We start from the raw sequence: 26,759 nt of genomic DNA, 5'->3' as shown, positions 1-26,759 counted from the left end.
TTATGATGTATACGCTTTTCGTGCAGTGGAACAACAGGTGAATATTTTATTTGCAGTATCAGAATGTGTACCGTTTATTAAATCCGGAGGTCTAGCTGATGTAGCAGGAGCGCTTCCAAAAGAATTAAAAAAATTAGGAGTGAATGTTCGCATTATACTTCCAAACTACAGTCTTATCCCGAAAGAGTTAAGAGAAGGATGTACGCTTCATAAAGTAATTAACGTTCCTCTTGGATGGAGAAACCAATACTGCGGGATTTTAAAAGGTGAGCAGGATGGGATTACGTATTACTTAATAGATAATGAATATTATTTTAAGAGAGATTCTCTCTATGGCCATTATGATGATGGGGAGCGTTTTTCTTATTTTTCAAAAGCAGTTTTAGAGTGTATTCCGCATCTTGATTTCGAAGTAGATGTTCTTCATAGCCATGATTGGCATACAGCTATGGTTAATTTCTTACTTCGTGAAAAGTATCAAGATAACCCGTTATATGAGCATATTAAAACGGTATATACGATTCATAACTTGCAGTTCCAAGGTGTATTTCCTCCTGAAGTGATGTACGACTTACTGGAGCTTGGTCATGAATATTTTCATAGTGAACAGCTTGAGTTTAATGGAAACGTGAACTTTATGAAAGGCGGTATTATCGCATCTGACCAAATTACAGCGGTTAGCCCGACATATAAAGAAGAGATTCAATATGAGTTTTTCGGTGAGAAGTTAGATGGATTGCTACGAAAGCATAACGATAAGCTTAGTGGCATTGTAAATGGAATTGATACGAGTGTATATAATCCAGAAACAGATCCATATATTACGGCTCAGTATAGTGCAGAGTCATTAGAGGAAAAGAGTGAAAATAAACGCGCATTGCAGCGTTATTTTGGTTTACCAGAAAAAGAAGATACACCAGTTATTTCGATGGTAACACGATTGACGAAGCAAAAGGGGCTTGATCTAGTACGTACTGTATTCCGTGAAATAATGGAAGAAGATGTACAATGTATTATTTTGGGATCAGGCGATTCTGAATACGAGCAGTTCTTTGAATGGATGGCATACGAATATCCAGAAAAGGTAAAAGTATATATTGGATTTAATGAAGCGTTAGCGCACCAAGTGTACGCGGGAAGCGATTTGTTTTTAATGCCATCGCTGTTTGAACCGTGTGGACTTGGACAACTTATTGCGCTAGCATATGGCACGATTCCAATTGTAAGAGAAACAGGCGGATTAAATGATACTGTACATTCTTACGATGAGGAAACTGGAATTGGGAATGGCTTTAGCTTTACGAATTTTAATGCGCATGACATGTTACATACAATTCTTCGTGCAATTGAGTTTTATCAAGATAAACCGGTATGGGATAAGCTTGTAAAGCAAGCGATGACTGAAGATTATAGCTGGGGGAAATCTGCTCTTGCATACAAGAAATTGTATAAAAGTCTCATGGAATAACATTGAGGTGGTGAAAAAATGTTTACTCATGTTGAAAGCTTTAAATCCGCTTTTCTAGAAAAATTAGAAATGATGTATGGGAAAAGTTTCAAAGATTCTACAACTCGTGATCAGTATAATACGCTTGGTCATATGGTACGTGAGTATATGAATAGTCAATGGATTGCAACGAATGAAAGTTATCGTTCTGGAGATCAAAAGCAAATGTATTATTTATCCATTGAGTTTTTACTTGGGCGTTTGCTAGGCAGTAACATATTAAATTTAGGCATTCGAGATGTATGTGAAAAGGGGCTTTCTGAACTTGGAATTTCTTTGCAAGAGTTAGAAGAGATTGAAGCAGATGCTGGCCTTGGTAATGGTGGACTTGGACGTTTAGCAGCCTGTTTCCTCGATTCACTCGCTTCTTTAAACTTACCAGGACATGGCTGTGGTATTCGTTATAAGCATGGCCTGTTTGATCAAAAAATTGTTGACGGCTATCAAGTAGAATTTCCAGAACAGTGGCTTCTTCATGAAAACGTTTGGGAAGTAAGAAGGTATGACCAAGCCGTAGAAGTAAGTTATTTTGGAAACGTTGAACCACTAGAAATTGATGGACGTTTAGAGTTCAGGCATACAAATGCAGAAGTTATTATGGCAGTACCATATGACGTTCCAGTTGTAGGATATGAAACAAGTACTGTAAATACGCTTCGGCTTTGGAATGCGGAGCCAGTTCCTTTCCCGCAAAACTGCAAAGATATTTTGAAATATAAGCGTGAAACAGAGGCCGTATCGGAATTTTTATATCCAGATGATACGCATGATGAGGGGAAAATACTTCGTTTAAAACAACAGTATTTCCTCGTATCAGCAAGTTTGCAAAACATCGTTCGTATGCATAGGGAGAGGCACGGTAGTCTTCGTCAGTTACATGAAAAAATTGCGATTCATATAAACGATACACATCCGGTTCTAGCAATTCCAGAACTTATGCGTATTTTATTAGACGAAGAAAAATTGACATGGGAAGAAGCTTGGCATATAACAACGCAGACGATTTCCTATACGAATCATACGACGTTATCAGAAGCGCTTGAGAAATGGCCAATTCGCATTTTTAAACCGTTATTACCGAGAATTTATATGATTATTGAAGAAATTAATGAACGTTTCTGTCATGAGCTTTGGGACCGTTATTCGTACGATTGGAAGCGTATTGAGGACATGGCCATCATTGCGCATGACCTTGTGAAAATGGCTCATTTAGCGATTGTTGGTAGCCATAGCGTTAACGGTGTGGCGAAAATTCATACAGAAATTTTAAAGCAGCGTGAAATGCGATTGTTCTATGAATTTTATCCAGATAAGTTTAATAATAAAACGAATGGAATTGCTCATAGGCGCTGGCTAATGAAGGCGAATCCGCAGCTGACGAATCTTATTTCGGAAGCGATTGGTGAAGAGTGGAAGAAAGAGCCAATTAAGCTGCAAGCACTGCAAAACTTCATACATGATACTAGTTTTCAAGAAAAGCTTGCAGGGGTAAAACAAGAGCGTAAGATTATTTTAGCTGAGCGCATTCATAATAAAATGGGGATCACTATTGATCCAAATTCTATTTTTGATGTGCAAGTGAAAAGGCTACATGCCTATAAACGACAGTTATTAAATGTTCTTCATATTTTGTACTTGTATAATCGTTTAAAAGAGGATACTAGTTTTTCATTTTACCCGCGTACTTTTATTTTTGGAGCGAAAGCATCACCTGGCTATTATTATGCGAAGAAAATTATTAAATTAATAAATGAGCTTGCAAGAAAAGTAAATACCGATCCGTACGTAAGTCAGTTTATGAAAGTTATCTTTCTAGAAAACTACCGAGTTTCTTTAGCGGAAGATATATTCCCGGCGGCAGATGTAAGTGAACAAATTTCAACTGCGAGTAAAGAAGCATCGGGAACAGGTAACATGAAATTCATGATGAATGGTGCAATTACACTCGGAACGTTAGATGGAGCTAATATTGAAATAAAAGACCGAGTCGGTGATGATGCCTGCTTCATTTTCGGCTTAACAGCGGATGAGGTTCTTCATTACTACCAAAATGGTGGATATCGTGCAAGTGACTATTATCACCACAATATGCATATTAAAAAAGTAGTAGATCAGTTAACGAATGGTTTCTTTGCACAGTCGGGAGCTGAATTTGAAGCGATTTATGATTCTCTCGTTATTCAAAATGATGAATACTTCGTTCTTCGAGATTTTAGCCCATATGCTGAAAGACAAGAAGCTGTCGGAAGGGCATACGAAAATAGGCAGAAATGGATGGAAATGTCGATTTTGAACATTGCACAATCGGGGCATTTTGCGAGTGATCGAACAATTTTGCAGTACAGTAATGAAATTTGGGGTATTGGTAATACTGTTAAACTTTTTTAGATGAAAGCCCCTTTTGAAGGGGCTTTTATTTATTCACTTTTAAAACAGGGATACGCTTGCTTAGAAAAATAAAACGAGCTTAATGAGATTAAGCTCGTTTTACTTATTTTGCTTAAGAAAGGTAAGGCATGAACGTATATATTATACCTGTTCCGCCATATTCCCCTGTCGCAAAGTATGAAAATGTAAAGAAACCTGTAAACGAAAAAATTATTATAAGAAAAAGTGCAAAGATAAATTTTAGCATGTAAGGTCCCCTCATCCGAAAGTAATTTCATAGATTATTATAGTATACAAATATTGAATTTCCAATTGTTTACTGGTTAAAAATGAGAGGTCAGACATGTTTTGTATGTTGTAATGGAATGATTATTCGTAATGGATTTTGTATTTTTCGTAAATGTCATGTTGTGATGAACGTGTGCATATTCCCAATCACGATCATTAAAATTTATGTTTCGGGGAGGGAGAAGTGGAACGACATCGAATAAGTTGACGAAACGAAAGCTACTAGCTACTTGCAGTTTATAATAATTTCGAAAGGCGATATCTCCAACTTTTGGAGAGGCAAATGTATAAAGACCGTACTGTGCGAAGGCAGTATTTATACGTGCATCTAGTATGTGTAGTGTAGCGAGTGCACCTCCTAAGCTATGGCCTGTTGCAAGAAGTTTCTTATGGGCTGGTAATGACACGAGCATATCCATAATAGGATCCCGGCAAGATTCATAAATTGAAAGAAAGCCGTTATGGACATTTCCGCTATTTAAAGCGTATGGGTATGGCCTTTGGTTGACGAGTGAATCGATAATCCAATCTGTATCTGTTTGTGTGCCCCTAAAAGCTACAATGATCGTATCCTCAGATTCTAATATGAACCCAAACCATTCCATCGTTTGAATCGCTTTTCCTTGAAAGCCTTGTACATATTGGAATCCATCAGGTATTTCAAAAATCCCATTTTGTTTATATTGTTCATACGTTAGATCGCAGCAAGATGCTAACAGTATGGCAGTATCTTTATCGAAGGATAAAGGAGTACGCATCAAGAAAGCCCTCCTTAAGAAAAGGTATAGTTCAATATATGCAGTGAGGGACTTGATTCATTCTTTTTGAAAAAAGGCTATTTGGAAAACCAGTTGATGATCCAGAAGTTCAAAACTTTGTCGGTCAGCATATGAAGGTAACTCTTAAGTATGTCGCGGAGAAGAGGCGGTGTATTCTTTAAGTGAAAAAGTAGAGGATGTAGAAGAACTTTATGAAAACAGTATAATAAGATGGTGAGATATACTTGTAATGAGGAAGTGTATAGAGAGAATATAAGTGTTTAATTTTAAATAGCAAAATAAGAGCCTTATTACAATTCACATGTAGCAAGACTCTTTAAGTTTCTTTATTAAATTCCTCATTAAAAATAGATAATAAAGGTGTTTAATTATGAAATCTGTATGTAAAAACTTTTATTTTACAAGTATTAATATATCATTTTTATATTCAAATGAATAATCGCCCGCTTTTTCTAATAGAACAGGTAAATATTCTTTTACCATTTCAGCAATCCCTAAATTAGAGGGATTCAGTATCCAATCGATTTGCTTCCAATCGAGAATACCTTCTCTAGTTTTTTTTATAGATTCACTCTCTAATATTGTATCTACTTCAAATAAATACACATATAATCCATCTTTTTTATGATCACTAGTATTCCATGTAATGATCCCCTTTGAATAGTACTGATTTACATTGAATCCTGTTTCCTCAAACACTTCACGAATTGCACCCTCATCAGCAGTTTCACCTATTTCATTTTTGCCACCAACACCGTTCCACACGCCCATAATCGGTGCCTTTTCACGATTCAACATCAAGACTTTATCCTTACTTTTTAAGAAACATACGTTATATTTAAACACTTAATCAGCCCCACATTTAAATGTATTTCTTATTTATATAAGTATATAATACAAATCCATCAAGTACTATTTCTATACTTTATAACACTTTTATTTGTTTTTTAAACAATTTTATTATCTTATTATAGGAAGAAGAGACATGGCTTAATAAAGCGATGGAATACTATATGATTCAAAATGGTTTATACAGTCCAAAAGAAAAAGATAGTTCCCTATGAAGGAGGGGACTATCTTTTTCTAGTGTTTTATTCTTTCCCATCTAAAAGGCGACCAAGTCCGCCTAAAACGCTGCCTTCACCGCTATTTTGAGCTGCTGGGCTTGTAAGGCGTGCTGCTAAGCGGCTAAGTGTTAAGGACTGAATCCAAACCGTTCCAGGACCTTCTAGCGTAGCGAAGAATAAACCTTCGCCGCCAAATAGAGCTGTTTTTACTTTTCCAACGAATTGAACATCGTAGTTAACATCTTTTGTCATTGCAACGAGACAACCTGTATCAATGCGAAGTTTCTCGCCAGGTTTCAATTCACGCTTATATACAGTTCCGCCTGCATGCATGAAAGCTAGACCATCACCTTCAAGTTTCTGCATGATGAAACCTTCACCGCCGAAGAAACCAGTTCCTATTTTTTTAGTAAACTCAATTCCGATAGAAACACCTTTTGCGGCACAAAGAAATGCATCTTTTTGGCAGACTACTTTTCCTTGATATTCTGTTAAATCAACAGGAATAATTTTTCCAGGATAAGGAGCGGCGAATGATACGTGTCGTTTGCCATGACCTGTATTTGTAAATACAGTCATAAACATACTTTCACCTGTAACGAGACGTTTACCTGCGCCCATTAATTTACCGAATAGACCACTAGATGGTCCAGAACCATCACCGAAAATCGTTTCCATTTCGATATGATCTTCCATCATCATCATTGCGCCAGCCTCAGCGATAACGCTTTCTTCTGGATCTAATTCAATTTCAACAAACTGCATATCATCGCCATATAATTTATACTCGATTTCATGTGCTTGCATTTTTTCACCTCATCATATGTAGTAATTATATTGTACAGAAATCAACGGAATTAAAATACTGTAGTTTTGTTAATTTTTGAATAAAAATAGAATGGAAATTTAAGATTATACTAGGATTATAAAAAATGATAGGATGAAAGTATTCTCATTTGACGTTTTGGATTCAGCGTGATATAGTGAAAACACTATTGAGCTACATAATGTGGTACGGAAATAAAGCACGTTGTATTAAAGGCTGTAAGCTTGTTATACATTCATGTCCTTTATATCCACCTTTTCATGTGGATTCATAGTTTCATTTTTATTTAGGAGGTACATGACATGCAAACAGGTAAAGTTAAATGGTTTAACGGCGAAAAAGGTTTTGGCTTCATCGAAGTTGAAGGCGGAGAAGACGTATTCGTACATTTCTCAGCTATTCAAGGCGACGGCTTCAAAACTTTAGAAGAAGGTCAAGAAGTTTCTTTCGAAATCGTTGATGGAAACCGCGGACCACAAGCAGCTAACGTTACAAAAAACTAATTAGCTAGCGAAAAAAAGCATTCCGAACTTCGGAATGCTTTTTTTATGCTTTAGAACTAGACTCATCTGAAGATAATTCACCTTTAAAGGTACGTTCTTCAAAATCATCAAGCAATTGTTCATATTCTTCATGTTCCTCTGTAGCGAAAACTTGTGGGTTTTTTCCATACATATCTGTTCCGATAAAGTTTTCGAAATCCTCTACATAACCAACATTTTCTTCACTATTTACATACATACCGTTATAGTTTTTTGAATCCTGTCTTTCTAAATCGGAGGGTGTTTCTGATGTTCCGTAATTTGCGACGTCTTGCCAAGCGTCTTCAGCATCGTATTCAACAGAATGATCTTCGTCGTGCTTGTGAAACGAAGGAGCTAGCACCTCTTCTTCAACTGGGCGCGTGTTCATATCTAATTTATTTGTAGTGTGCTGAATACACGTTGTAGCAGTTGGCATTGCTTCTAATCTTTCAAATGGAATTTCCTCACCAGACACTTCGCAAATTCCGTACGTACCAGCTTCAATTTTTTGCAGAGCATGTTTCGTATCTTCTAACTGTTTATGCCAAAATTCGATGAGTCCGAAATCTTTCTCACGTTCGTACAATTCTGTAGCCATATCACCTGGATGGTTGTCATAGCTAGACAATTCTCCTACTGAATCACGTTCAGATGCACGGTTTTCATTTTCATGAGTTTGTATCGTTTGTTCAACTTCTTGCTGTTGTTTTTCTAAAATAGATTTAAATTGATTTATTTGTTGTGGAGTTAACATAGTCGTCCACCTTCCTACAATTCGGTTTCTTTACATAGTATGAGCGTTCGGAGTAGGAATTATGAGATGAATTTCAGCTGGGAAGTTGGTATATGAAAAAAGGAGCTGCGTAAGCAGCTCCTTTCTATAGGAAGTATCCAAGCAATAATCCGATTCCCATTAGGAGACCGAAAATTGTATTTGTTTTTGCTGTTGAAATCATCGCAGGTACCATTTCCATTGGAATGCTTTTGCCGATAAAGCCTTTCGTCGCTTTAAATGCTTTCGGTGCACTTAAGAATACGATAAGCATCCATGGTGATACGATGTTAACGATGATTAAAGCGATTGTCCAAATGTAGGAAACGATGAACATAGAAGCAAGTACACCAACTGCTCTTTCGCGTCCAACGAGAATTGCTAACGTTTTACGACCATTTTCTTTATCACCATCTAAATCACGAATATTGTTAGATAGTAAAATTGCACCAATTAAAATGGAGCTTGGAATAGATAATAAAATCACTTCTGATGTTACTGCCCCTGTTTGGATAAAGAATGAAATACCAATAATAATGACACCCATAAATAATCCTGCTGTTAGCTCTCCAAATGGTGTATATGCAATTGGAATGGGGCCGCCAGTGTAAAGGTAAGCAACGGCCATACAAACAAGACCGATCGCGGCAAGCCACCAGCTAGAGTTCATACAAATATAAACACCTAATAGCGTTGCGATGCCTAAAAATCCGAATGCTAAGTTAAGCACGGTTTTTGGTTTAATGCCATCGCGGACGATAGCACCGCCGATTCCAACTGAACCTTCATGATCGAGTCCTCTTTTATAATCAAAGTATTCATTAAACATGTTCGTTGCTGCTTGAATGAGAAGGCAAGCAAGAAGCATCATAAAGAAAAGAGGAAGATGTATTTGATTTATACCTCCGACCTGCATTGCATAAGCTGTTCCGATGAAAACAGGAACGAAAGCTGCTGTTAATGTATGGGGACGTAATAAACTCCACCAAATGCGCCAGCCGGTTTGTTTACTTGGCTTTTGCGCTGTAGGAGAGGAATTCGTTTCGACGTTCATTTCCATGTTGAACCCTCCTTGGTCACATATTGTACACAATTAAGTGTAGAAAAAGCATCATTTAGTGTCAACGTTTATTTTCTAGGAAGAGAAGGTGAATTTCTCAGAAATGCTAAACGTTGACAGGCCTTTCCTTTGAGGTGTATCTTAAAATCAAGCGTAATTATGACTATTTTTCGCCCATAGGGGGGAGACAATTGTGATTCAAACGAAACAAAAAGGCTTACAAGAAGTTCTTGTTACAGCTATTAAGCGTGCGACTGATGAAAAAACATTAGTTAGTTTTGTAAAACAAATAGATTGGGTGGATCCACTTCTGTTTTATGCAGCAGGAAAAAGGGTCTCATTCGAAAATAGATGTTATTTTGCAGACCCAGCTCAGCATGTAATATTTGCTGGAATTGGCTCTGTTTTCACTATAGCAAATTCTTCTCACAAACGCTTTCAAACTGCTCGTGACGAGTGGGATAAAGTGAAAGAGAAAGCATTTGTACAAAGAGAAGGATATGAATTTGGAACAGGTCCTCTTTTATTTGGTGGATTTTCATTTGACCAAGAAAAAGAAAAAACGAATCTTTGGAAAGAATTTGATGATACCACATTTTCACTACCAGCATTTTTATTAACTGTAAAAAATGAAAAAGCGTGGTTAACCATTAATCAGTTCGTTTCAGCTGAAGATTGTGCAGAAACTCTTTATAACGAAATTATTTCTGTAGAAGAGAGAATTTTACAAGAGAGTAAATGTGCACTAGAAGGATCAAAATTAACAGTTACTTCTAAAGTAGAAGTTGATCCGAAGGGCTGGATGAATGCGATTGGAAAAGTTCAGGATGAAATGAAGCAAGGGAACGTGCAGAAGGTTGTATTAGCAAGGGAGCTAAAATTAACGATGGATCAGCATATTGATTCCGTTCTTGTTTTAGAAGCGCTTCGCATTGGGCAACCGGATTGTTACGTATTTTCTTTTGATTATAAAGGAGCATGCTTCTTAGGGGCGACACCTGAGCGATTGATTCGAAAAGAAGGCGAGAAGTTTACATCGATGTGCCTTGCTGGTTCAATTGGTCATGGCAATTCTATAGAAGAAAGTAAACAAAATGGTGAGACGCTTCTTCATGATGAAAAGAATTTGGCTGAACACGGTTATGTAGTTAACATGATTCGAGGTGTGCTAAGTGAGCATTGCGAATCTGTTAATATTCCGGAGAGCCCGGGCTTATTAACGACGAAAAATTTAATCCATTTATATACGCCAGTAGAAGCAAAAGGCGATGCAAGTCTTTTAGCGATGGTAGAAGAATTACATCCAACGCCAGCTCTTGGTGGTACACCTCGTCATGAGGCGTTGAAATTAATCCGTGATGTAGAGCTTTTAGATAGAGGATTATATGGTGCCCCAATTGGCTTTATAGATGATGAAGGAAATGGTGAATTTGCGGTTGCACTTCGCTGCGGATTATTAAACGGCGAGAAAGCATCCTTATTTGCCGGCTGTGGTATCGTAATTGATTCAGTAGCGCAGCTTGAATATGAAGAAACAAGTTTGAAGTTTAGACCGATGCTTGGTGCTTTGGAGGAATTAATGAAATGAACAATCATATAGAAGCATTATCATATTATTTAGGCGCGTTCGTGGACGAACTGACGCGTCTAAATGTATGTGATGTTGTTATTAGTCCAGGCTCACGGTCAACGCCGATTGCCTTACTAATGGAACAACATGAAGGAATAAAAACATATTTACATGTAGACGAAAGATCAGCAGGATTCTTTGCGCTTGGTATTGCGAAAGCAAAAAAACGTCCTGTTGCACTATTATGTACGTCAGGGACGGCAGCTGCGAACTATTATCCAGCTGTATGTGAAGCGTTTCATTCACGAGTGCCGCTTATCGTATTAACGGCGGATAGACCGCATGAATTACGAGATGTGGGTGCACCACAGGCGATGAATCAATTTAATTTATACGGTACTTTTGTGAAGCAATTTATGGAGATGGCACTTCCGGAGGCGAGCGAAACGATGTATCATTACGCTCGTATGACGACACAGCGTGCGATAGCAAGCGCACTTCTAGCACCGCAAGGACCTATCCATCTCAATTTTCCGCTTCGCGAGCCGTTAATCCCAGATTTTTCATTAGAAAGCTTATGGGATAAAGGGCGTGGTGAATATACAGGAGTAGTTCAGCAAGGAAATGTGACGATGCCGAGTGAATATGTAAATTCTCTTGTAGGGCACCTTTCAAATATGGAAAAGGGGCTTATTATTTGTGGAGACGGCAGTCATCCAGAAATCACAGAAGTTGTTATGAAAGTAGCTGAGAAAACAGGGTATCCAATTTTAGCAGATCCACTTTCTAACCTCCGTAGTGGTAATCATGATAAAACGATGATTATAGATTGTTATGATACATTTTTACGAAATGAATTGTTAAAAGAAACGTGGAAGCCAGATGTTGTAATTCGTTTCGGCGGAATGCCTGTTTCTAAAGCATTAACGCAGTTCATAAAGAAGCAAACGAAGGCAGTTCATATCGTTGTAGATGAATCAGGGCAGTGGAGAGATCCAGCTCTAGTTGCGACAGAAGTTGTACAAGCTAGTGATATTGAATTTTGCAGAGCATTACTAGAGAAAATGCCAGTTATGAAAAAGAATGATTGGTTCGGAATGTGGAAACATATAAACGAGAAAACGAGAGAAACACTTCGTGAGATGGAAACATATGAAACGGCATTTGAAGGAAAAGTAATTACGGATATTGTACGTGTATTACCAGAAGGGGCAACGTTATTTGCGAGTAATAGTATGCCAATTCGCGATACAGATTCATTTTTCTTCACATCGGATAAAAACATTCAAGTAATGGCGAACCGCGGTGTAAATGGTATTGATGGAATTATTTCAACAGCTTTAGGAGCGAGTATTATTTGTGATCCGCTCGTATTAGTAATCGGTGATTTATCATTTTATCACGATTTAAACGGATTATTAGCCGCAAAATTACATGAATTAAATATAACGATTGTTGTTGTAAATAATGATGGTGGAGGTATTTTCTCATTCTTACCACAATACGAGAAAAAGGAACATTTCGAATCATTATTTGGAACACCAATTGGGCTTGATTACGAGCATGTTGTCAAAATGTATGGTGGCTCATTTAGCCGTGTGGATGGATGGGAAAACTTCCGAGAAGAAGTACAAACTGGAACGACAGCGAAAGGATTACACGTTGTGGAAATTTGTACGAATCGCGAAGAAAACTTGAAATTACATCGTGAATTATGGGCAAAAACAATGGACGTTATTACTACATCTTTGCAAGGTGAATCAAAATGAAAGTAACATTGCAAGGTGTATCGTATGAATATGAAGTAGTCGGAAGCGGGGAACCACTTATACTTCTTCATGGTTTTACGGGAAGCATGGAAACGTGGCGTTCCTTTATTCCTTCTTGGAGCGAGCAGTTTCAAGTCATTTTAGTAGATCTTGTTGGACACGGGAAAACGGAAAGTCCTGAAGATGTGACGCATTATGATATTCAAAATGTGGCGCTGCAAATGAAAGAACTACTGGATCATCTTCATATTGAAAATGCATATGTACTTGGCTATTCAATGGGCGGGAGACTTGCGATTACGATGGCATGCTTATATCCACAATATGTGCGTTCGCTTCTTTTAGAAAACTGTACAGCTGGACTTGAGAGTGAGGAAGAGCGAAAAGAACGCAGGGAAAAAGATGAACGACTTGCCGATAAAATTGAGCAAGAAGGTATCCGAATTTTTGTATCGATGTGGGAAAATATTCCGCTATTTGAAACGCAACAACGTTTAGCGCAAAACGTAAAAGAAGCGGTGCGAAAAGAACGACTTGCTAATAATGCAAAAGGACTTGCAAATAGCCTTCGTGGCATGGGAACAGGGGCTCAGCCTTCATGGTGGAACGAATTGCAAAACTTAAAAATGCCTGTCCTTTTACTGAATGGAGAAAGCGATGAAAAGTTCTTTCGCCTATTAAAAAACATAGAAAAATGCATCCCTCGCGCGAAATTTGTCAAAATTGATGGTGCTGGCCATGCAATTCATGTGGAACAACCGGAAAAGTTTGATACAATAGTAAAGGGATTTCTAAAAACTATGCAGTGATGCTTTTTTCAGCAAGAAGGAAGTTGCACTTATAGAGGAGATCAGAAATATAAAAGGAGGTAATAGTAATGACTATTGAATGGGTAAAAGAAGGCAATTACGAAGATATTATTTATTCAACATACAATGGCATCGCAAAGATTTCGATTAACCGCCCTGAAGTACATAATGCATTCCGTCCTAAAACGGTAATGGAGTTAATCAATGCTTTTGCGCACGCTCGTGATGATGCAAATGTTGGCGTTATCATTTTAACAGGTGAAGGTGGACGTGCATTCTGTTCTGGCGGCGACCAAAAAGTTCGCGGTCATGGTGGATATGTAGGTGACGACCAAATCCCACGTTTAAACGTATTGGACTTACAACGTCTAATTCGCGCAATCCCTAAACCAGTTATCGCAATGGTAGCAGGTTATGCAATCGGTGGTGGACACGTACTTCATATCGTATGTGACTTAACAATCGCTGCAGACAACGCTGTATTCGGACAAACAGGTCCTAAAGTAGGAAGCTTTGACGGTGGATACGGAGCTGGTTATTTAGCTCGTATGGTAGGCCATAAAAAAGCTCGTGAAATTTGGTACCTATGCCGTCAATATAGTGCACAAGAAGCGCTTGATATGGGCTTAGTAAACACAGTTGTACCATTAGAGCAACTTGAAGCAGAAACAGTACAATGGTCACAAGAAATTTTAGCAAACAGCCCAATGGCACTTCGTTTCCTAAAAGCTGCATTCAACGCAGACACAGACGGTTTAGCTGGTATACAACAACTAGCTGGAGACGCAACGTTATTGTACTACACAACTGACGAAGCAAAAGAAGGCCGCGACGCGTTCAAAGAAAAACGCAGCCCGGACTTCGGTCAATTCCCTCGTTTCCCGTGATCAAAAGCGGAAGCGGCTCGTTCAGAACAAGAGGGCGTTGGAACTCCTGACAAAGAGGCGCTTTTTGCCTCGTAGGAAGGCGTGAAACGACCGACTGTTCTAGCCGCTGTAGCTGGATGTCTTAAAAGCGGAGCCGACTGTTTAGCCCCGCACACAATGTGAGACGCAGCCCGAAGATCAAAACCGGAAACAAAACAACTAAGAGACTTGATTTTATATCAAGTCTCTTTCTTTCATGAAAGGAGAATGAATAATGGAGACGATGCCGAATTGGTTAATGCAACGTGCATTTTTAACACCAGATCGCACTGCAATTGAAATAGAGGATGAAAAGGTTACTTTTATGCAGCTGCATGAAAAAGTAGTATCTGTTTGTGAACAACTTTCACATGTAGGAGTGAAGCGGGCGCAAAAGGTGGCTGTTCTGATGAAAAATGGTATGGAGATGATTACAGTTATTCACGCCTTATCTTACGTAGGTGCAGTAGCTGTGCTTTTAAATACGCGTCTTTCAAGAGAAGAGCTACTTTGGCAAATGGATGATGCTGAAGTTGTTTGTTTAGTGACGGATCAAAAGTTTGAGACGGAAAATGTTCCGGTATATTCATTTGCTGAAGTGATGCAAGGACCGAAGGCGGAAGCATCTATACAAGAAGAATTCTCTTTAGAAGAAGCGATGACAATTATTTATACGTCAGGGACGACAGGGAAACCGAAGGGCGTTATTTTAACGTACGGTAATCACTGGGCAAGCGCAGTCGGTTCCGCGCTTAATTTAGGGCTTCGCGATGATGATTGTTGGTTAGCTTGTATGCCAATGTTCCACGTTGGCGGGTTATCTCTTTTAATGAAAAATATTATGTACGGTATGCGCATTTTAATCGTTCCAAAATATGATGCTAATTTTATTCATAAAGCACTTCAAACGAGAGGTGTTACGATTATTTCTGTCGTTTCTAAAATGTTAACTGATTTATTAGAGAGACTTGGAGAAGAGACATATCCATCTTCTTTACGATGCATGTTACTTGGCGGAGGACCAGCGCCGAAGCCGTTATTAGAAACGTGTGTGGAAAAAGGAATTCCTGTGTATCAAACGTACGGTATGACAGAAACGTCGTCGCAAATTTGTACGTTATCAGCAGATTATATGTTAACGAAAGTAGGATCAGCTGGAAAACCTCTATTTCAATGCCAACTTCGTATTGAAAAAGACGGCGTAGTAGTGCCGCCCCGTGCTGAAGGTGAGATTGTTGTAAAAGGACCGAACGTAACAGGTGGCTACTTTAACCGTGAAGATGCGACGCGTGAGGCGATCAGAAATGGCTGGCTTCATACTGGTGACCTCGGTTATTTAGATGAGGAAGGATTTTTATACGTATTAGATCGCCGCAGTGATTTAATTATTTCTGGTGGGGAAAATATATATCCAGCTCAAATTGAAGAAGTATTGCTCTCTCATCCAGCGGTAGTGGAAGCGGGTGTTGTCGGTATGAAGGACGAAAGTTGGGGCCAAGTACCAGCTGCTTTTGTTGTAAAAAGTGGAGAGGTAACAGAAGAAGAAATTCTTCGTTTTTGCGAAGAGAAATTAGCGAAATATAAAGTGCCGAAGAAAGCATGTTTCTTAGAGGAATTACCACGAAATGCTTCGAAGAAATTGTTAAGACGAGAGTTAAGACAATTAGTGGAGGAGATGTAGGTGGAAATAAAAAAGGCAACACTTTATATAACGGAAATGCCGCTTGTCATTCCGTTTGCCGCAAGCTACGGAACTTATGAAAAGCGTGAGAGTATCGTCATTGAATTAGAAGATACGGATGGATATGTTGGTTTTGGGGAAGTCGTTGCATTCTCAGAGCCTTGGTATACGGAAGAAACGGTGAAGACAGCGCTACATGTACTTCAGGATTTTTTATTACCAGATTTATTGAAAGCTGAAATCCCTCATCCGAATGAAGTACCGTCTTTGTTCCAACATATAAAGAGAAACCGAATGGCAAAGGCCGGAATTGAAGGTGCTGTTTGGGATTTATATGCGAAGCGTCAAAAGCAGTCATTAGCGACATTACTTGGTGGAACTAGGACTGAAATTGAAGTCGGCGTTGTGATTGGGATCAATACGATTCCGGTTATGTTAAAACAACTCGAGAAGTACGCGCAAGAAGGATACGAGCGCTTTAAAGTGAAAATAAAGCCAGAACATGATTACGAATTACTGAAAGAAATTCGCAAAGAGTTTCCGAACATCCCGTTAATGGCTGATGCAAATTCAGCTTATACATTAGCGGATACGGAGAAGTTGAAACGACTAGATGAATTTCAATTGATGATGATTGAACAACCGTTAGCGGATTATGATTTTCTTGATCATGCACAACTGCAAAAGAAAATTGAAACACCGATTTGTCTAGATGAAAGCATCCATAGTTTAGAAGACGCACGTGTTGCGATTACGCTGGGTAGTTGCCAAATCGTTAATATTAAACCGGGGCGAGTGGGTGGATTAACAGAATCCATTCAAATCCATAATTATTGTATGGAGCATAATATCCCGGTTTGGTGCGGCGGTATGGTGGAAATGGGGATTTCACGAGCGCAAAACGTTGCGCTTGCTTCATTGCCGAACTTTACGATTCCTGGAGATATATCTGCTTCTAGCAGACATTGGGAGAAAGATATTATTTCACCGGAAGTGATGCTTGAGGGCGGAAAAGTAGTGGTACCGCAAAGCGTTGATGCTGAGTATGAAGTAGACCGCGGAAGATTGGCGGAAATCACGAAGCAGCGGATTATTTTGGAGAGGTAAATTTAATCTTTAATCAGGATGCCCACAAATAGCGGGAGGATTTTGTCGTTAATTGTCGGTAAGTCGATATAATTCAATAATCGCTGATATAATTCGAGTTACGGTCGATATAATTGAAAAATCGCCGATATAATTCAAGTTGTGGTCGATATATTTGGAAAATCGCCGATATAATTTCATTCACCAATACGCGATGCACTATTTTATAAAAAAATACGAAAAGGTTACTCTTACGGGTAGCCTTTTCGTATTGTACAAATTGGATAGACTAGTTTACAATCGAGCGTATGAAAACAGAATGGAGTAGGGGGACTAAAATGAAGCGCATTTCAATTTTAATAGCTGATGATGAAGCGGAAATTGCTGATTTAATTGAGATACATTTAGAAAAAGAGGGTTACCACGTCGTTAAAGCAGCTGATGGAGAAGAAGCCATGCATATTATTCAAACTCAACCAATCGACTTAGTGGTTTTAGATATTATGATGCCGAAAATGGATGGATATGAAGTGACGAGGCAGATTCGCGGCAAGCACCACATGCCAATCATTTTCTTAAGTGCGAAAACATCTGATTTTGATAAGGTGACAGGTCTTGTGCTAGGCGCAGATGATTATATGACGAAGCCTTTCACACCGATTGAATTAGTCGCACGTGTAAATGCACAATTACGCCGATTTCTTACGTTAAATCAACCGAAAGTAGCGGAGAATAAATCTGCTTTAGAAATTGGCGGAGTCGCTATTGATCCTGAGCGAAGAACAGTAAATGTGTACGGAGAGCCAATTGAATTAACACCAAAAGAATTTGATATTTTATATGTATTAGCAAGTCACCCGAAGAAAGTGTACAGTGTGGAAAATATTTTTCAGCAAGTATGGGCTGAAGGGTATTACGAAAGTGGAAATACAGTTATGGTACATATCCGTACTTTGCGGAAAAAACTTGGAGAAGATAAAAGAAAGAATAAGTTAATAAAAACAGTGTGGGGAGTAGGGTATACTTTCAATGGCTAAAAAGATGAGAAGCTTTCGATCGAAGATGGTTATGCTATTTGCGTTAAGTATGATATTTGCTGCGGGCATAACGTATTTACTTTATGAAGGATTACGGATTTATTATAAGCTAGTAGTTCGTTATGAGGATCCTTTAGCCCAATTTCGTTCAATGGTAAGACAAATTGGGGATATTAATTTCTTTTTAATTATCTTCATCCCTCTATCCATTATGTTTTTCTTCTTCCTTACTAGACCATACTTAAAATATTTTGATGAGATTTCGAACGGGATTCATCATTTGGCGAACGGTGATTTTACAAATCAAGTTCGCGTTTCATCAAATGACGAGTTTGGATATATTGCTCGTGAAATAAATGTAGCGAGTGAGAAATTAAAAGAAGCAGTTGAACGAGGAGACTTTGCGGAAAGTAGTAAGGACCAGCTCATTGTTAACTTAGCTCATGATTTAAGAACACCATTAACTTCTGTTTTAGGTTATTTAGATTTAATTCTTAAAGATGAGAATTTGACGAAGGAACAAATTAAACATTTTTCCACAATTGCTTTTACGAAATCGGAAAGGCTTGAAAGCTTAATTGATGAATTATTTGAAATAACGAGAATGAATTATGGCATGTTGCAGTTGGAAAAAAGACCAATTGATATAAGTGAACTACTTATACAGTTAGAGGAAGAATTGTATCCGTCATTAGAAAAAAAGGATTTAGAAGCGAGATTGAATATTGCGCCCCACTTACATATTAATGGTGATGGGAAATTATTAGCTCGAGTCTTTGAAAATCTTTTAACGAATGCGATTCGTTACGGATATGATGGAAATTTTGTTGATATGAACGGATATATTGATCATGAAGAGGTAGTTGTACAAATTATTAATTACGGAGATAGCATTCCAGAAGAGGATTTACCATATTTATTTGATATGTTTTATACAGGTGATAAGGCAAGATCAGAGCAGCAAGGTAGTACAGGCCTTGGGTTATTTATTGCGAAAAATATTGTCGAGCAGCATAACGGTACCATTTCTGCTGAAAGTAATGTAATTAGAACGATATTTGAAGTGAGATTACCAAAAGAAGAGAATCAGGCGATTTAATAAAAATTTAAACTTTACCCCACTTTTTATTTTAATAGTTTTTTCTATTCTATACGTAAGTTACGTTAAGGAGGAACTAGAAATGAAAAAGTGGGTATTTATTTCTCTTTTTATATTATGTACAGTCTGTGTAGGCTTTTATATATCACCATTATTTCAAAAGGATATCGATGTTAAAATTGCAGAAAAAGATAATAAGGTAAAATCGGCGAATATTGAAAAGGTAGAGGTTACAAAAGAAGAGATTTATAAGGGAAATCTATTATTAGTTAATAAAGATTACCCAGTTAAAAAAGATAGCATTAGGTCCGACATTATAAATGTAAATCACAATAGTGAATTAGTAAGAGGTTATGTGGTATTTGATAGAAATCTTCGTTTATCAAAGGATATTGTAAAAAAGTTTTTAAACGTTGTCGATGCAGCTGGCAAAGATGGAGTACAGCATTTCTTAATGAGTAGCGGGTATCGAGATTTTAAAGAACAAAGTAAATTATATAAAGAAATGGGATCCGATTATGCACTTCCAGCAGGATACAGTGAACATAATTTAGGGTTATCACTCGATGTAGGGTCTACTCAGAAGAAAATGGAGAAGGCTCCTGAAGGAAAATGGATTGAAGAGAACGTCTGGAAATATGGATTTGTTTTACGTTATCCGAAAAATAAAAGTAATATTACGGGTATTCAATATGAGCCATGGCATATACGCTATGTAGGCTTACCTCATAGTGCGATTATGCAAAAAGAGAAAATTACATTAGAGGAATACTTGGACTTTCTAAAAGAGAAAAAAGAGATCTCAACGGATGTGGAAGGTAAGAAATATACGGTTTCTTATTATAAAGTTTCAGATCGTATGAACGTGAATGTTCCGGTGAATAAGCAGTATGAAATTTCGGGGAACAATATGGACGGGGTTATTGTGACGGTTCAGGAATAGAGAAGAAAGCTATCTGAAATAGATAGCTTTTTAATCGCTTTTAAACATTATAACGTTATATTTACTTCTTCCTTTTTTTATGTTACGCTAAACGTGTGAAAGAGATATGAAAAATGAAACTTTAATGTAAGCGTATTCTTATGGCTTCTTATAGAAAAGGGTGGAAATACAATGACAGAACGATTCGTACTACGTAATGTGAAACGTGTGAACGGGGAAGAGATTGACATTGTAGTTGAAAATAATAAAATCGCTGAGGTGACAAAAGCTGGTGCTGGTGCTGGCGAAGGTGTAGAGGTTCTTGATTACTCAGGTACTTACGTATCGAGTGGTTGGATTGATTTACACGTTCACGCTTTTCCAGAGTTTGATCCATATGGCGATGAGGTGGATGAAATTGGCGTTAAGCAAGGGGTGACGACAATTGTTGATGCGGGAAGCTGCGGAGCTGATCGCATTGCGGATTTAGTGTTAAGTAGAGAGCAGGCAAAAACGAATTTATTTGCCTTTTTAAATATTTCTCGCATCGGTTTGAAACGAATTGATGAATTATCCAATATGGAATGGATAGATAAAGAGAAAGTAATAGATGCAGTAGAAAAGTATAAAGATGTAATCGTTGGGTTAAAAGCGAGAATGAGTAAAAGTGTCGTTTGTGATAGCGGAATTGAACCGCTGCACGTAGCGCGCTCTTTATCTCGTGAAACATCATTACCGATTATGGTACATATCGGTTCAGCGCCTCCACGTATAGAGGAAGTTGTACCTCTTTTAGAAAAAGATGATGTCATTACACATTACTTAAACGGGAAAGAAAATAATTTATTTGATGAAGAAGGCAAACCGCTACCTGTGTTAATCGATGCAGTGAATCGCGGTGTTCACTTAGATGTTGGGCATGGCAATGCTAGCTTTTCTTTTAAAGTAGCAGAAGCAGCGAAGCGTCACGGCATTGCTCTTAATACAATTAGTACAGATATTTACCGGAAGAATCGTATACACGGTCCAGTTTATAGTATGGCTAACGTTCTTTCGAAATTCCTTTACTTAGGTTACACGCTCGAAGAAGTGATTGATGCGGTTACGAAAAATGCGGCAGAGTGGCTGAAAAAACCAGAGCTTGGCCGCATTCAAGAAGGGGATATTGCGAACTTAACTTTGTTTACGGTTAAAGATGAACCGATTACGTTAATTGATTCAGAAGGGGATCAGCGCATTGCTGAAAGAAGAATTGATACGAAAGGGGTTGTAATTAATGGGTCATTCATTGAATGCTAAGTATGGATTAAAACGTGTAATTAATGCGAGCGGCAGAATGAGTATTTTAGGTGTATCCGCTCCGACAAATACAGTCATGGATGCGATGAAACATGGTGGACAAAATTATGTAGAGATTGCAGATTTAGTAGATAAAGCAGGAGACCATATTGCTAGCATTCTAGATTCAGAGGCAGCAGTTGTTGTGAACTCAGCATCGAGCGGAATTGCGCTTTCTATCGCTGGTATTGTGACGGGAGGAAATCGTCGTAAAAGTGAACGGCTTCATCAAGAGGTTATTGCGAAAAATGAAGTGATCATGCTGAAAGGTCATAACGTTCAATACGGTGCTCCTGTTGAAACGATGATTTATTTAGGCGGCGGTAAGCTCGTTGAAGTAGGTTACGCAAATGAAGGGAAAGCAGAGCATATTGAAGATGCGATTGGTGAAAATACAGCAGCTATTCTGTATGTAAAATCCCATCATGCAGTACAAAAAAATATGATTTCTGTTGAAGAAGCATGGGAAGTTGCACAGCGAAATAATGTACCACTTATCGTTGATGCGGCAGCTGAAGAAGACATTCAAAAATATGTGAAGTATTCAGATCTAGCAATTTATAGCGGTTCAAAGGCGATTGAAGGACCTACTTCTGGTATTGTTGGCGGTAAACGAAAATATATTGAATGGCTAAAGGTGCAATTACATTGCATCGGAAGAAGTATGAAAGTTGGGAAAGAGACGACTTTCGGTTTACTTCAAGCACTGGATGAATACGGAGTGAAAGAAGATAAGAGTGAACAAGAAAAAGAATTGTTGCAAGTACTTATGCCGCTGAAAGAGTTAAACGGTGTAAATGTAACAATCGTTCAAGATGAAGCTGGAAGATCGATCTTTAGAGCGCGTATTCATATTAACGAGAACGAATTAAATAAAACTGCAAAAGATGTTGTGACCGCGTTACGCGAAGGGGAAATCGCAATTTACACACGTGATTACGGAGTAAGACAAGGGTTCTTTGATATCGATCCACGTCCACTTCAAGGTGATGATATACATGTGATTGAAGAAAAAATGAGAGAAATTGTAGGGGGAAACTAAAATGACAAACATTCAAAAACGTTTTTATAAAGGCCGCGTAGCATTAAATGTATTAGCGAACAATATCGAGAATGCGAAAAACATTTTTGAAGCAGCAGAAGGTTATGTAGTAGTCGGCGTGTTATCAAAAGATTATCCGACAGTAGAAGAAGCAGTTACAGCGATGAAAGCATACGGAAAAGAAATTGATGACGCGGTATCAATCGGCCTAGGTGCTGGAGATAATCGTCAAGCGGCGGTTGTAGCTGAAATTGCGAAGCATTATCCTGGTAGTCATATTAACCAAGTGTTCCCTTCAGTTGGGGCAACGCGCGCAAATCTTGGCGGGAAAGATAGCTGGATTAATAGTTTAGTATCACCAACAGGAAAAGTAGGTTACGTAAATATTTCTACTGGTCCAATAAGTGCAGCTGGAGAAGAAAAGGCAATCGTTCCAATTAAAACAGCGATCGCACTTGTACGTGATATGGGCGGAAATTCATTGAAATACTTCCCGATGAAAGGTTTGGCTCACGAAGAAGAATATCGCGCAGTTGCGAAAGCTTGTGCGGAAGAAGGATTCGCATTAGAGCCAACAGGCGGAATTGATAAAGAAAACTTTGAAACAATTGTACGTATTGCGCTTGAAGCAAACGTAGAGCAAGTTATCCCGCATGTGTACTCTTCTATTATTGATAAAGAAAATGGCAATACGAAAGTAGAAGATGTACGCGAACTATTAGCAGTAGTGAAGAAGTTAGTTAATCAATATGCGTAAGAAAATTGCAGCGTTCGGCGAAGTAATGATGCGCCTGCAAGTACCAGGATATGAATTGTTGTCGCAAGCTAATACGCTAAATTATTCTTTTTCAGGTACAGGCGTGAACGTTGCAGCGGCCCTTTCTCATCTAGGGCATGAAGGGTTTCTTGTTTCAACTTTACCGGAAAACTCGGTTGGAGATGCTGCGGTATCGCACATTCAAAAATTAGGTATTCAGGCACCGTTTATTTCAAGAGGCGGTAAATATGTTGGCATGTACTTTTTAGAAAATGGATTTGGTGCACGTGCAAGCCGCGTTACGTATTCCAATCGTTTAGAAAGTAGTTTCAACACAGCATCTGAAGAGATGTACCAATTTGAAGAAATCGCCAAGGAGATTGATATCGTTCATTTTTGCGGAATTACACTTGCGATGAATGATACTGTGCGTCATCATATGAAATCTTTAGCGAAAGCAGTTAAGGCAAACGGAGGTACTGTTGTTTTTGATTGCAACTATCGTCCATCGCTTTGGGGAGAAGATGGGTATGAACAGGCGAAACCTCATTATGAAGAAATGCTAGGCCTTGCCGATATTGTAATGATGAATGAAAAAGATGCGATGTTTGTTCTCGGAATGAAAACAGAAGAGACTGATCGAGAAGCACAACTTGTTGACCTTATTCCAAAAGTGGCTGAAATATATCATATCGCTACAATTGCTGGTACTCATCGATCTATTAATGGTGATAATACACACTCACTTCGCGGATTCATATGTAAAGATGGAACGTTCACTTTTGCAAAAACACTTACGTTTTCTGTATATGATAGAATAGGTGCTGGAGATGCTTATACGAGCGGAATTATTCATGGCGAGATAGAAGAGTTTGCACCAGAGAAAGCTGTTTCATTTGCGTCAGCAGCTGGAATGCTTGCACATACAATCGTCGGTGATACGCCAATGTCATCAGAGAAAGATATACTTCGGGCAATGACGGCATCAGTAGGTGATGTAGAAAGGTAGTGGGTGTAACGGTGAACGTAACGAGGAAAAAAGGACCATTATATTTACAAATTAAAAATATTATTCGTGATCGAATATTACATGGCGTTTATGCGATTCATACAAATATTCCTTCTGAACCACAATTAGAAGAAGAGTTCAAAGTGAGCAAAATTACAGTTCGAAATGCGATTAAAGAACTCGCTCAAGAAGGATATTTAGAAAAGAAAAGCGGTAAAGGAACGAAGGTCATCCGTAATACTTCTGCGACAAAGCTTTCGAAGGGTAAAAAATTTACTGAAGTGTTAGTGGAAGAAGGATATAAAGTACAAAAGAAATTGTTAAAGGCAGAAGTAGTTCATAATGAAGAGGGAACAGTGCCGTTTCGATTATTCGGTAAAGAGAGTTTTCGAATTGAGCGTCTATACGCTTTAAATGATGCCCCGTACATTCATTATACGCACTATTTTTCAGCGCGAATGGCAAGTACAGACTTATCGGACTTTGATTTACAATCGCTTTATGATTTAGTTGAGGACCGAGGTATACATTTAGAAAACTTCAGAGATGAATTCGCTGTTGGATTTGCACCTAGTTTCGTTGCGGAATATTTAGGTGAAAAAGAGGGGACAGCATTATTAAAACGTATGCGCTATTCTTACGATGAAGTTGGCGAAGTAATTGAATATAGTGAAGGCTACTACAATACGGAAATGCAGCATTACGTTGTAAATTATGATGTGTAAAAAGTGAAGAGGGACTAATTCCCTCTTTTTTTGTAAAAATTTTTCATATCGAAGGGGAATGGGATATGGATATATACTTATTAATCGTCACGTTAATTGCAATCGCAATTGTTATTTTAGGAGTATCGTGGTGGAAGTGGCATGCATTTATTAGTTTAACAGTTGCTAGTTTGTTTTTAGCTATTATGTCTGGACTGAACTTAACGAAAATAGTGACTGCCTATGAAACTGGTGTTGGTAGTGTACTAGGGCATTTAGTTGGTATTTTAGCTCTCGGAACCATTTTAGGGAAAATGATGTCCGATTCAGGGGCAGGCATGCAAGTTGCAGATTTCTTTATTCGATTCTTCGGGGTGAAAAAATTACCTTGGGCAATGTTATTTGCTGGATTTGTAATCGGGATTCCAGTGTTTTTTGAAGTAGGGATCGTCATCTTATTACCACTCGTTATTTCTATTCGAAAAACAACGAAGCAAAATATATTATTAATTGCTTTGCCTGTTATTGCGGGATTATCCATAGTACATGGGCTAGTGCCGCCGCATCCAGGTGCGATGACAGCAATTGGTATTTATAATGCGAATTTAGGGAAGGTATTATTGTATTCATTAATTATCGCGTTACCAACAGCCATTATCGCAGGACCGATATTTGCAAAGTGGGTACATAAGAGGGTTATACCTGAAAATGAACCGGAGCTTGTTCGAGTTACGACAGTATCAACTGATTTACCGAGTCGTAAAGTTTCATTTTTTATTATTTTACTGCCAGTAGTTTTAATGATTTTATCAGTAGTCGCACCATATATTTCATTACCGGATAAAATAACTGAATTTTTAGTATTTGTAGGAAGTCCGGTAATCGCTTTACTTATTTCATGTTTCGCAGCGTTTTATTTACTTGGCATAAAACAAGGAATTAATAAAAAGATGATTAAAAAATTAACAGATGAAAGTTTACTACCTGTCGGATCTATTATTTTAATAATCGGTGCAGGTGGTGGATTTAAACAAATATTAATTGAAAGCGGTGTTGGAACAGCCATCGCTCAAATGGCAGAACATATTTCATTATCACCAATCGTCTTAGCGTTCATGGTAGCGGGATTAATCCGAATTGCAACAGGTTCAGCTACTGTAGCATTAACGACAGCAGCTGGAATTGTTTCACCGGTTATTCAGCACATGTCTGGTGTGAATTTAGAGTTGCTGGTTATTGCAACGGGTGCAGGTTCATTAATGTTTTCTCACGTAAATGATGCAGGGTTCTGGCTTGTAAAAGAGTATTTAGGTTTGACAGTAAAAGAAACGTTTAAAACGTGGACGGTGTTGGAGACATTGTTATCATTTATTGCATTCGGCTTTGCGCTTTTACTTAATATGTTTGTTTAAAAGAAGGGGGTGCCTATTTAAAGGTATCCTCTTTTTGTGTTGGGGCTCTTTTCATGAAACAAGCCCGTTTTTAGGTAGGCCAAGCTTCCTATTTGCCCTGAAAACATAATATAAATGGAATCCCCTCATTTAGAGCAAGTTGAACTTGTTATGAATGATACTAAAGGAGGAATAGAGTAATGAGCGAAAAGTGTGAACACAGACATGATGATTGTAACCGCAGACATGATGATTGCGACCGTAGACGTGGCTGCGGCGGCGGTTTTGCGCTTCTAATCGTATTGTTTATTTTATTAATCATTATCGGTGCTAGCTGCTTCGGCGGAGGCGGCGGTGGTTGTGGTTACGGCGGTTATGGTGGCTATGGCGGCGGCTATGGTGGATACTGCTAATTATTAAAAACTATTG

24 protein-coding genes and 2 pseudogenes are annotated in these 26,759 nt (G+C 38.3%); 21 read left to right on the top strand and 5 right to left on the bottom strand.

All coding sequences use genetic code 11. The annotated features are described in order from the left end of the window. The first annotated feature begins 37 nt into the window (after positions 1-37). Both glgA and glgP read left to right on the top strand, forming a co-directional pair. Positions 38-1,468 (top strand): glycogen synthase GlgA, encoded by a 1,431-nt coding sequence (gene glgA, locus MHI07_RS22925; RefSeq protein WP_340826526.1) that lies wholly within the window; start codon positions 38-40, stop codon positions 1,466-1,468. Positions 1,469-1,486: 18 nt separating this feature from the next. Beyond that, the gene (gene glgP, locus MHI07_RS22920) at positions 1,487-3,895 is read left to right on the top strand and encodes a glycogen phosphorylase (RefSeq protein ID WP_340826524.1); all 2,409 of its coding nucleotides are present in this window, start codon (positions 1,487-1,489) and stop codon (positions 3,893-3,895) included. A gap of 323 nt (positions 3,896-4,218) precedes the next feature. Here the strand turns inward: glgP and MHI07_RS22915 are convergent, their stop codons facing one another. Then, complete coding sequence (locus MHI07_RS22915) at positions 4,219-4,941, bottom strand: lipase family protein (protein ID WP_002112553.1); 723 nt, start codon at positions 4,939-4,941, stop codon at positions 4,219-4,221. Between the two features lie 71 nt (positions 4,942-5,012). Between MHI07_RS22915 and MHI07_RS22910 the strand changes: the two are divergent. Then, positions 5,013-5,161, top strand: a pseudogene (locus MHI07_RS22910) (MerR family transcriptional regulator); the annotation flags it as partial. 194 nt (positions 5,162-5,355) lie between these two features. Here MHI07_RS22910 and MHI07_RS22905 read toward each other — a convergent pair. Continuing rightward, entirely contained in the window at positions 5,356-5,808 is a 453-nt protein-coding gene (locus tag MHI07_RS22905) for an NUDIX hydrolase (RefSeq protein WP_033714891.1), read from the bottom strand. A gap of 128 nt (positions 5,809-5,936) precedes the next feature. Between MHI07_RS22905 and MHI07_RS22900 the strand changes: the two are divergent. Continuing rightward, positions 5,937-6,026: pseudogene (locus MHI07_RS22900) on the top strand (MerR family transcriptional regulator); the annotation flags it as partial. Between the two features lie 27 nt (positions 6,027-6,053). Here MHI07_RS22900 and MHI07_RS22895 read toward each other — a convergent pair. Then, the gene (locus MHI07_RS22895) at positions 6,054-6,836 is read right to left on the bottom strand and encodes a TIGR00266 family protein (RefSeq protein WP_002160055.1); all 783 of its coding nucleotides are present in this window, start codon (positions 6,834-6,836) and stop codon (positions 6,054-6,056) included. A gap of 321 nt (positions 6,837-7,157) precedes the next feature. Here MHI07_RS22895 and cspD point away from each other — a divergent pair, with 321 nt between their 5' ends. Beyond that, on the top strand, positions 7,158-7,358 hold the full coding sequence (cspD, locus tag MHI07_RS22890) for a cold-shock protein CspD (RefSeq protein ID WP_001193051.1): 201 nt from the start codon (positions 7,158-7,160) through the stop codon (positions 7,356-7,358). Between the two features lie 43 nt (positions 7,359-7,401). On the opposite strand, the gene MHI07_RS22885 is transcribed toward cspD, so the two are convergent. Together MHI07_RS22885 and MHI07_RS22880 are read right to left on the bottom strand one after the other, a co-directional pair. After that, positions 7,402-8,133 (bottom strand): yteA family sporulation protein, encoded by a 732-nt coding sequence (locus MHI07_RS22885; protein WP_002112546.1) that lies wholly within the window; start codon positions 8,131-8,133, stop codon positions 7,402-7,404. Between the two features lie 124 nt (positions 8,134-8,257). Next, positions 8,258-9,211, bottom strand: coding sequence for a 1,4-dihydroxy-2-naphthoate polyprenyltransferase (locus MHI07_RS22880; protein WP_002112545.1), 954 nt, complete (start codon positions 9,209-9,211; stop codon positions 8,258-8,260). Between the two features lie 193 nt (positions 9,212-9,404). Here MHI07_RS22880 and MHI07_RS22875 point away from each other — a divergent pair, with 193 nt between their 5' ends. The 16 genes from MHI07_RS22875 to MHI07_RS22800 all read left to right on the top strand — a co-directional run bounded on the left by MHI07_RS22875 (position 9,405) and on the right by MHI07_RS22800 (position 26,743). Further along, a complete protein-coding gene (locus MHI07_RS22875; RefSeq protein WP_002112544.1) occupies positions 9,405-10,799 on the top strand; it encodes an isochorismate synthase in 1,395 nt (464 codons plus the stop codon). Beyond that, entirely contained in the window at positions 10,796-12,550 is a 1,755-nt protein-coding gene (gene menD, locus MHI07_RS22870; RefSeq protein WP_340826516.1) for a 2-succinyl-5-enolpyruvyl-6-hydroxy-3-cyclohexene-1-carboxylic-acid synthase, read from the top strand. Before MHI07_RS22875 ends, menD begins: the two co-directional genes overlap by 4 nt. Next, positions 12,547-13,359 carry a 2-succinyl-6-hydroxy-2,4-cyclohexadiene-1-carboxylate synthase gene (menH, locus tag MHI07_RS22865; RefSeq protein WP_340826514.1) on the top strand — a complete coding sequence of 271 codons (813 nt, stop codon included), beginning with the start codon at positions 12,547-12,549 and terminating at the stop codon, positions 13,357-13,359. Before menD ends, menH begins: the two co-directional genes overlap by 4 nt. Before the next feature lie 68 nt (positions 13,360-13,427). Next, on the top strand, positions 13,428-14,246 hold the full coding sequence (gene menB, locus MHI07_RS22860) for a 1,4-dihydroxy-2-naphthoyl-CoA synthase (protein WP_204208791.1): 819 nt from the start codon (positions 13,428-13,430) through the stop codon (positions 14,244-14,246). Between the two features lie 253 nt (positions 14,247-14,499). Further along, the gene (locus MHI07_RS22855; RefSeq protein WP_002160061.1) at positions 14,500-15,945 is read left to right on the top strand and encodes an o-succinylbenzoate--CoA ligase; all 1,446 of its coding nucleotides are present in this window, start codon (positions 14,500-14,502) and stop codon (positions 15,943-15,945) included. Next, positions 15,946-17,052 (top strand): o-succinylbenzoate synthase, encoded by a 1,107-nt coding sequence (menC, locus tag MHI07_RS22850; protein ID WP_340826512.1) that lies wholly within the window; start codon positions 15,946-15,948, stop codon positions 17,050-17,052. Positions 17,053-17,369: 317 nt separating this feature from the next. Next, positions 17,370-18,068, top strand: a complete 699-nt coding sequence (locus MHI07_RS22845; protein ID WP_340826509.1) for a response regulator transcription factor — start codon at positions 17,370-17,372, stop codon at positions 18,066-18,068. Beyond that, entirely contained in the window at positions 18,061-19,167 is a 1,107-nt protein-coding gene (locus tag MHI07_RS22840; RefSeq protein ID WP_016095903.1) for a sensor histidine kinase, read from the top strand. Before MHI07_RS22845 ends, MHI07_RS22840 begins: the two co-directional genes overlap by 8 nt. 82 nt (positions 19,168-19,249) lie before the next feature. Beyond that, positions 19,250-20,110, top strand: coding sequence for a D-Ala-D-Ala carboxypeptidase VanY (locus tag MHI07_RS22835; protein WP_002160065.1), 861 nt, complete (start codon positions 19,250-19,252; stop codon positions 20,108-20,110). Between the two features lie 171 nt (positions 20,111-20,281). Then, positions 20,282-21,388 (top strand): amidohydrolase/deacetylase family metallohydrolase, encoded by a 1,107-nt coding sequence (locus MHI07_RS22830; protein WP_340826506.1) that lies wholly within the window; start codon positions 20,282-20,284, stop codon positions 21,386-21,388. Continuing rightward, positions 21,366-22,469 carry a DgaE family pyridoxal phosphate-dependent ammonia lyase gene (locus MHI07_RS22825; protein WP_002112526.1) on the top strand — a complete coding sequence of 368 codons (1,104 nt, stop codon included), beginning with the start codon at positions 21,366-21,368 and terminating at the stop codon, positions 22,467-22,469. Before MHI07_RS22830 ends, MHI07_RS22825 begins: the two co-directional genes overlap by 23 nt. A 1-nt stretch (position 22,470) precedes the next feature. Continuing rightward, positions 22,471-23,226 (top strand): 2-dehydro-3-deoxy-phosphogluconate aldolase, encoded by a 756-nt coding sequence (gene dagF, locus MHI07_RS22820; protein ID WP_340826504.1) that lies wholly within the window; start codon positions 22,471-22,473, stop codon positions 23,224-23,226. Further along, positions 23,219-24,235, top strand: coding sequence for a sugar kinase (locus MHI07_RS22815; RefSeq protein ID WP_340826502.1), 1,017 nt, complete (start codon positions 23,219-23,221; stop codon positions 24,233-24,235). Before dagF ends, MHI07_RS22815 begins: the two co-directional genes overlap by 8 nt. After that, complete coding sequence (locus MHI07_RS22810; RefSeq protein WP_078181286.1) at positions 24,235-24,960, top strand: GntR family transcriptional regulator; 726 nt, start codon at positions 24,235-24,237, stop codon at positions 24,958-24,960. Before MHI07_RS22815 ends, MHI07_RS22810 begins: the two co-directional genes overlap by 1 nt. A 65-nt stretch (positions 24,961-25,025) precedes the next feature. After that, entirely contained in the window at positions 25,026-26,351 is a 1,326-nt protein-coding gene (gene gntP, locus MHI07_RS22805) for a gluconate permease GntP (protein WP_131232063.1), read from the top strand. Between the two features lie 179 nt (positions 26,352-26,530). Then, the gene (locus MHI07_RS22800; protein WP_002129632.1) at positions 26,531-26,743 is read left to right on the top strand and encodes a YjcZ family sporulation protein; all 213 of its coding nucleotides are present in this window, start codon (positions 26,531-26,533) and stop codon (positions 26,741-26,743) included. Positions 26,744-26,759 lie beyond the last annotated feature (16 nt).

Source organism: Bacillus sp. FSL H8-0545, from assembly GCF_038006105.1.
Lineage (GTDB): Bacteria > Bacillota > Bacilli > Bacillales > Bacillaceae_G > Bacillus_A > Bacillus_A cereus_U.
Note: the sequence above shows the minus strand (reverse complement) of the source record. Positions and strands in the feature narration are given on the sequence as shown.

Excerpts from the sequence above, each read along its gene's own strand:
- glgP (WP_340826524.1), top strand. The coding sequence starts at position 1,487 with ATGTTTACTCATGTTGAAAGCTTTAAATCCGCTTTTCTAGAAAAATTA.
- MHI07_RS22915 (WP_002112553.1), bottom strand. The coding sequence starts at position 4,941 with ATGCGTACTCCTTTATCCTTCGATAAAGATACTGCCATACTGTTAGCA.
- MHI07_RS22895 (WP_002160055.1), bottom strand. The coding sequence starts at position 6,836 with ATGCAAGCACATGAAATCGAGTATAAATTATATGGCGATGATATGCAG.
- cspD (WP_001193051.1), top strand. The coding sequence starts at position 7,158 with ATGCAAACAGGTAAAGTTAAATGGTTTAACGGCGAAAAAGGTTTTGGC.
- MHI07_RS22885 (WP_002112546.1), bottom strand. The coding sequence starts at position 8,133 with ATGTTAACTCCACAACAAATAAATCAATTTAAATCTATTTTAGAAAAA.
- MHI07_RS22880 (WP_002112545.1), bottom strand. The coding sequence starts at position 9,211 with ATGGAAATGAACGTCGAAACGAATTCCTCTCCTACAGCGCAAAAGCCA.
- menD (WP_340826516.1), top strand. The coding sequence starts at position 10,796 with ATGAACAATCATATAGAAGCATTATCATATTATTTAGGCGCGTTCGTG.
- menH (WP_340826514.1), top strand. The coding sequence starts at position 12,547 with ATGAAAGTAACATTGCAAGGTGTATCGTATGAATATGAAGTAGTCGGA.
- menB (WP_204208791.1), top strand. The coding sequence starts at position 13,428 with ATGACTATTGAATGGGTAAAAGAAGGCAATTACGAAGATATTATTTAT.
- MHI07_RS22855 (WP_002160061.1), top strand. The coding sequence starts at position 14,500 with ATGGAGACGATGCCGAATTGGTTAATGCAACGTGCATTTTTAACACCA.
- MHI07_RS22845 (WP_340826509.1), top strand. The coding sequence starts at position 17,370 with ATGAAGCGCATTTCAATTTTAATAGCTGATGATGAAGCGGAAATTGCT.
- MHI07_RS22840 (WP_016095903.1), top strand. The coding sequence starts at position 18,061 with ATGGCTAAAAAGATGAGAAGCTTTCGATCGAAGATGGTTATGCTATTT.
- MHI07_RS22835 (WP_002160065.1), top strand. The coding sequence starts at position 19,250 with ATGAAAAAGTGGGTATTTATTTCTCTTTTTATATTATGTACAGTCTGT.
- MHI07_RS22830 (WP_340826506.1), top strand. The coding sequence starts at position 20,282 with ATGACAGAACGATTCGTACTACGTAATGTGAAACGTGTGAACGGGGAA.
- MHI07_RS22825 (WP_002112526.1), top strand. The coding sequence starts at position 21,366 with ATGGGTCATTCATTGAATGCTAAGTATGGATTAAAACGTGTAATTAAT.
- dagF (WP_340826504.1), top strand. The coding sequence starts at position 22,471 with ATGACAAACATTCAAAAACGTTTTTATAAAGGCCGCGTAGCATTAAAT.
- MHI07_RS22815 (WP_340826502.1), top strand. The coding sequence starts at position 23,219 with ATGCGTAAGAAAATTGCAGCGTTCGGCGAAGTAATGATGCGCCTGCAA.
- gntP (WP_131232063.1), top strand. The coding sequence starts at position 25,026 with ATGGATATATACTTATTAATCGTCACGTTAATTGCAATCGCAATTGTT.
- MHI07_RS22800 (WP_002129632.1), top strand. The coding sequence starts at position 26,531 with ATGAGCGAAAAGTGTGAACACAGACATGATGATTGTAACCGCAGACAT.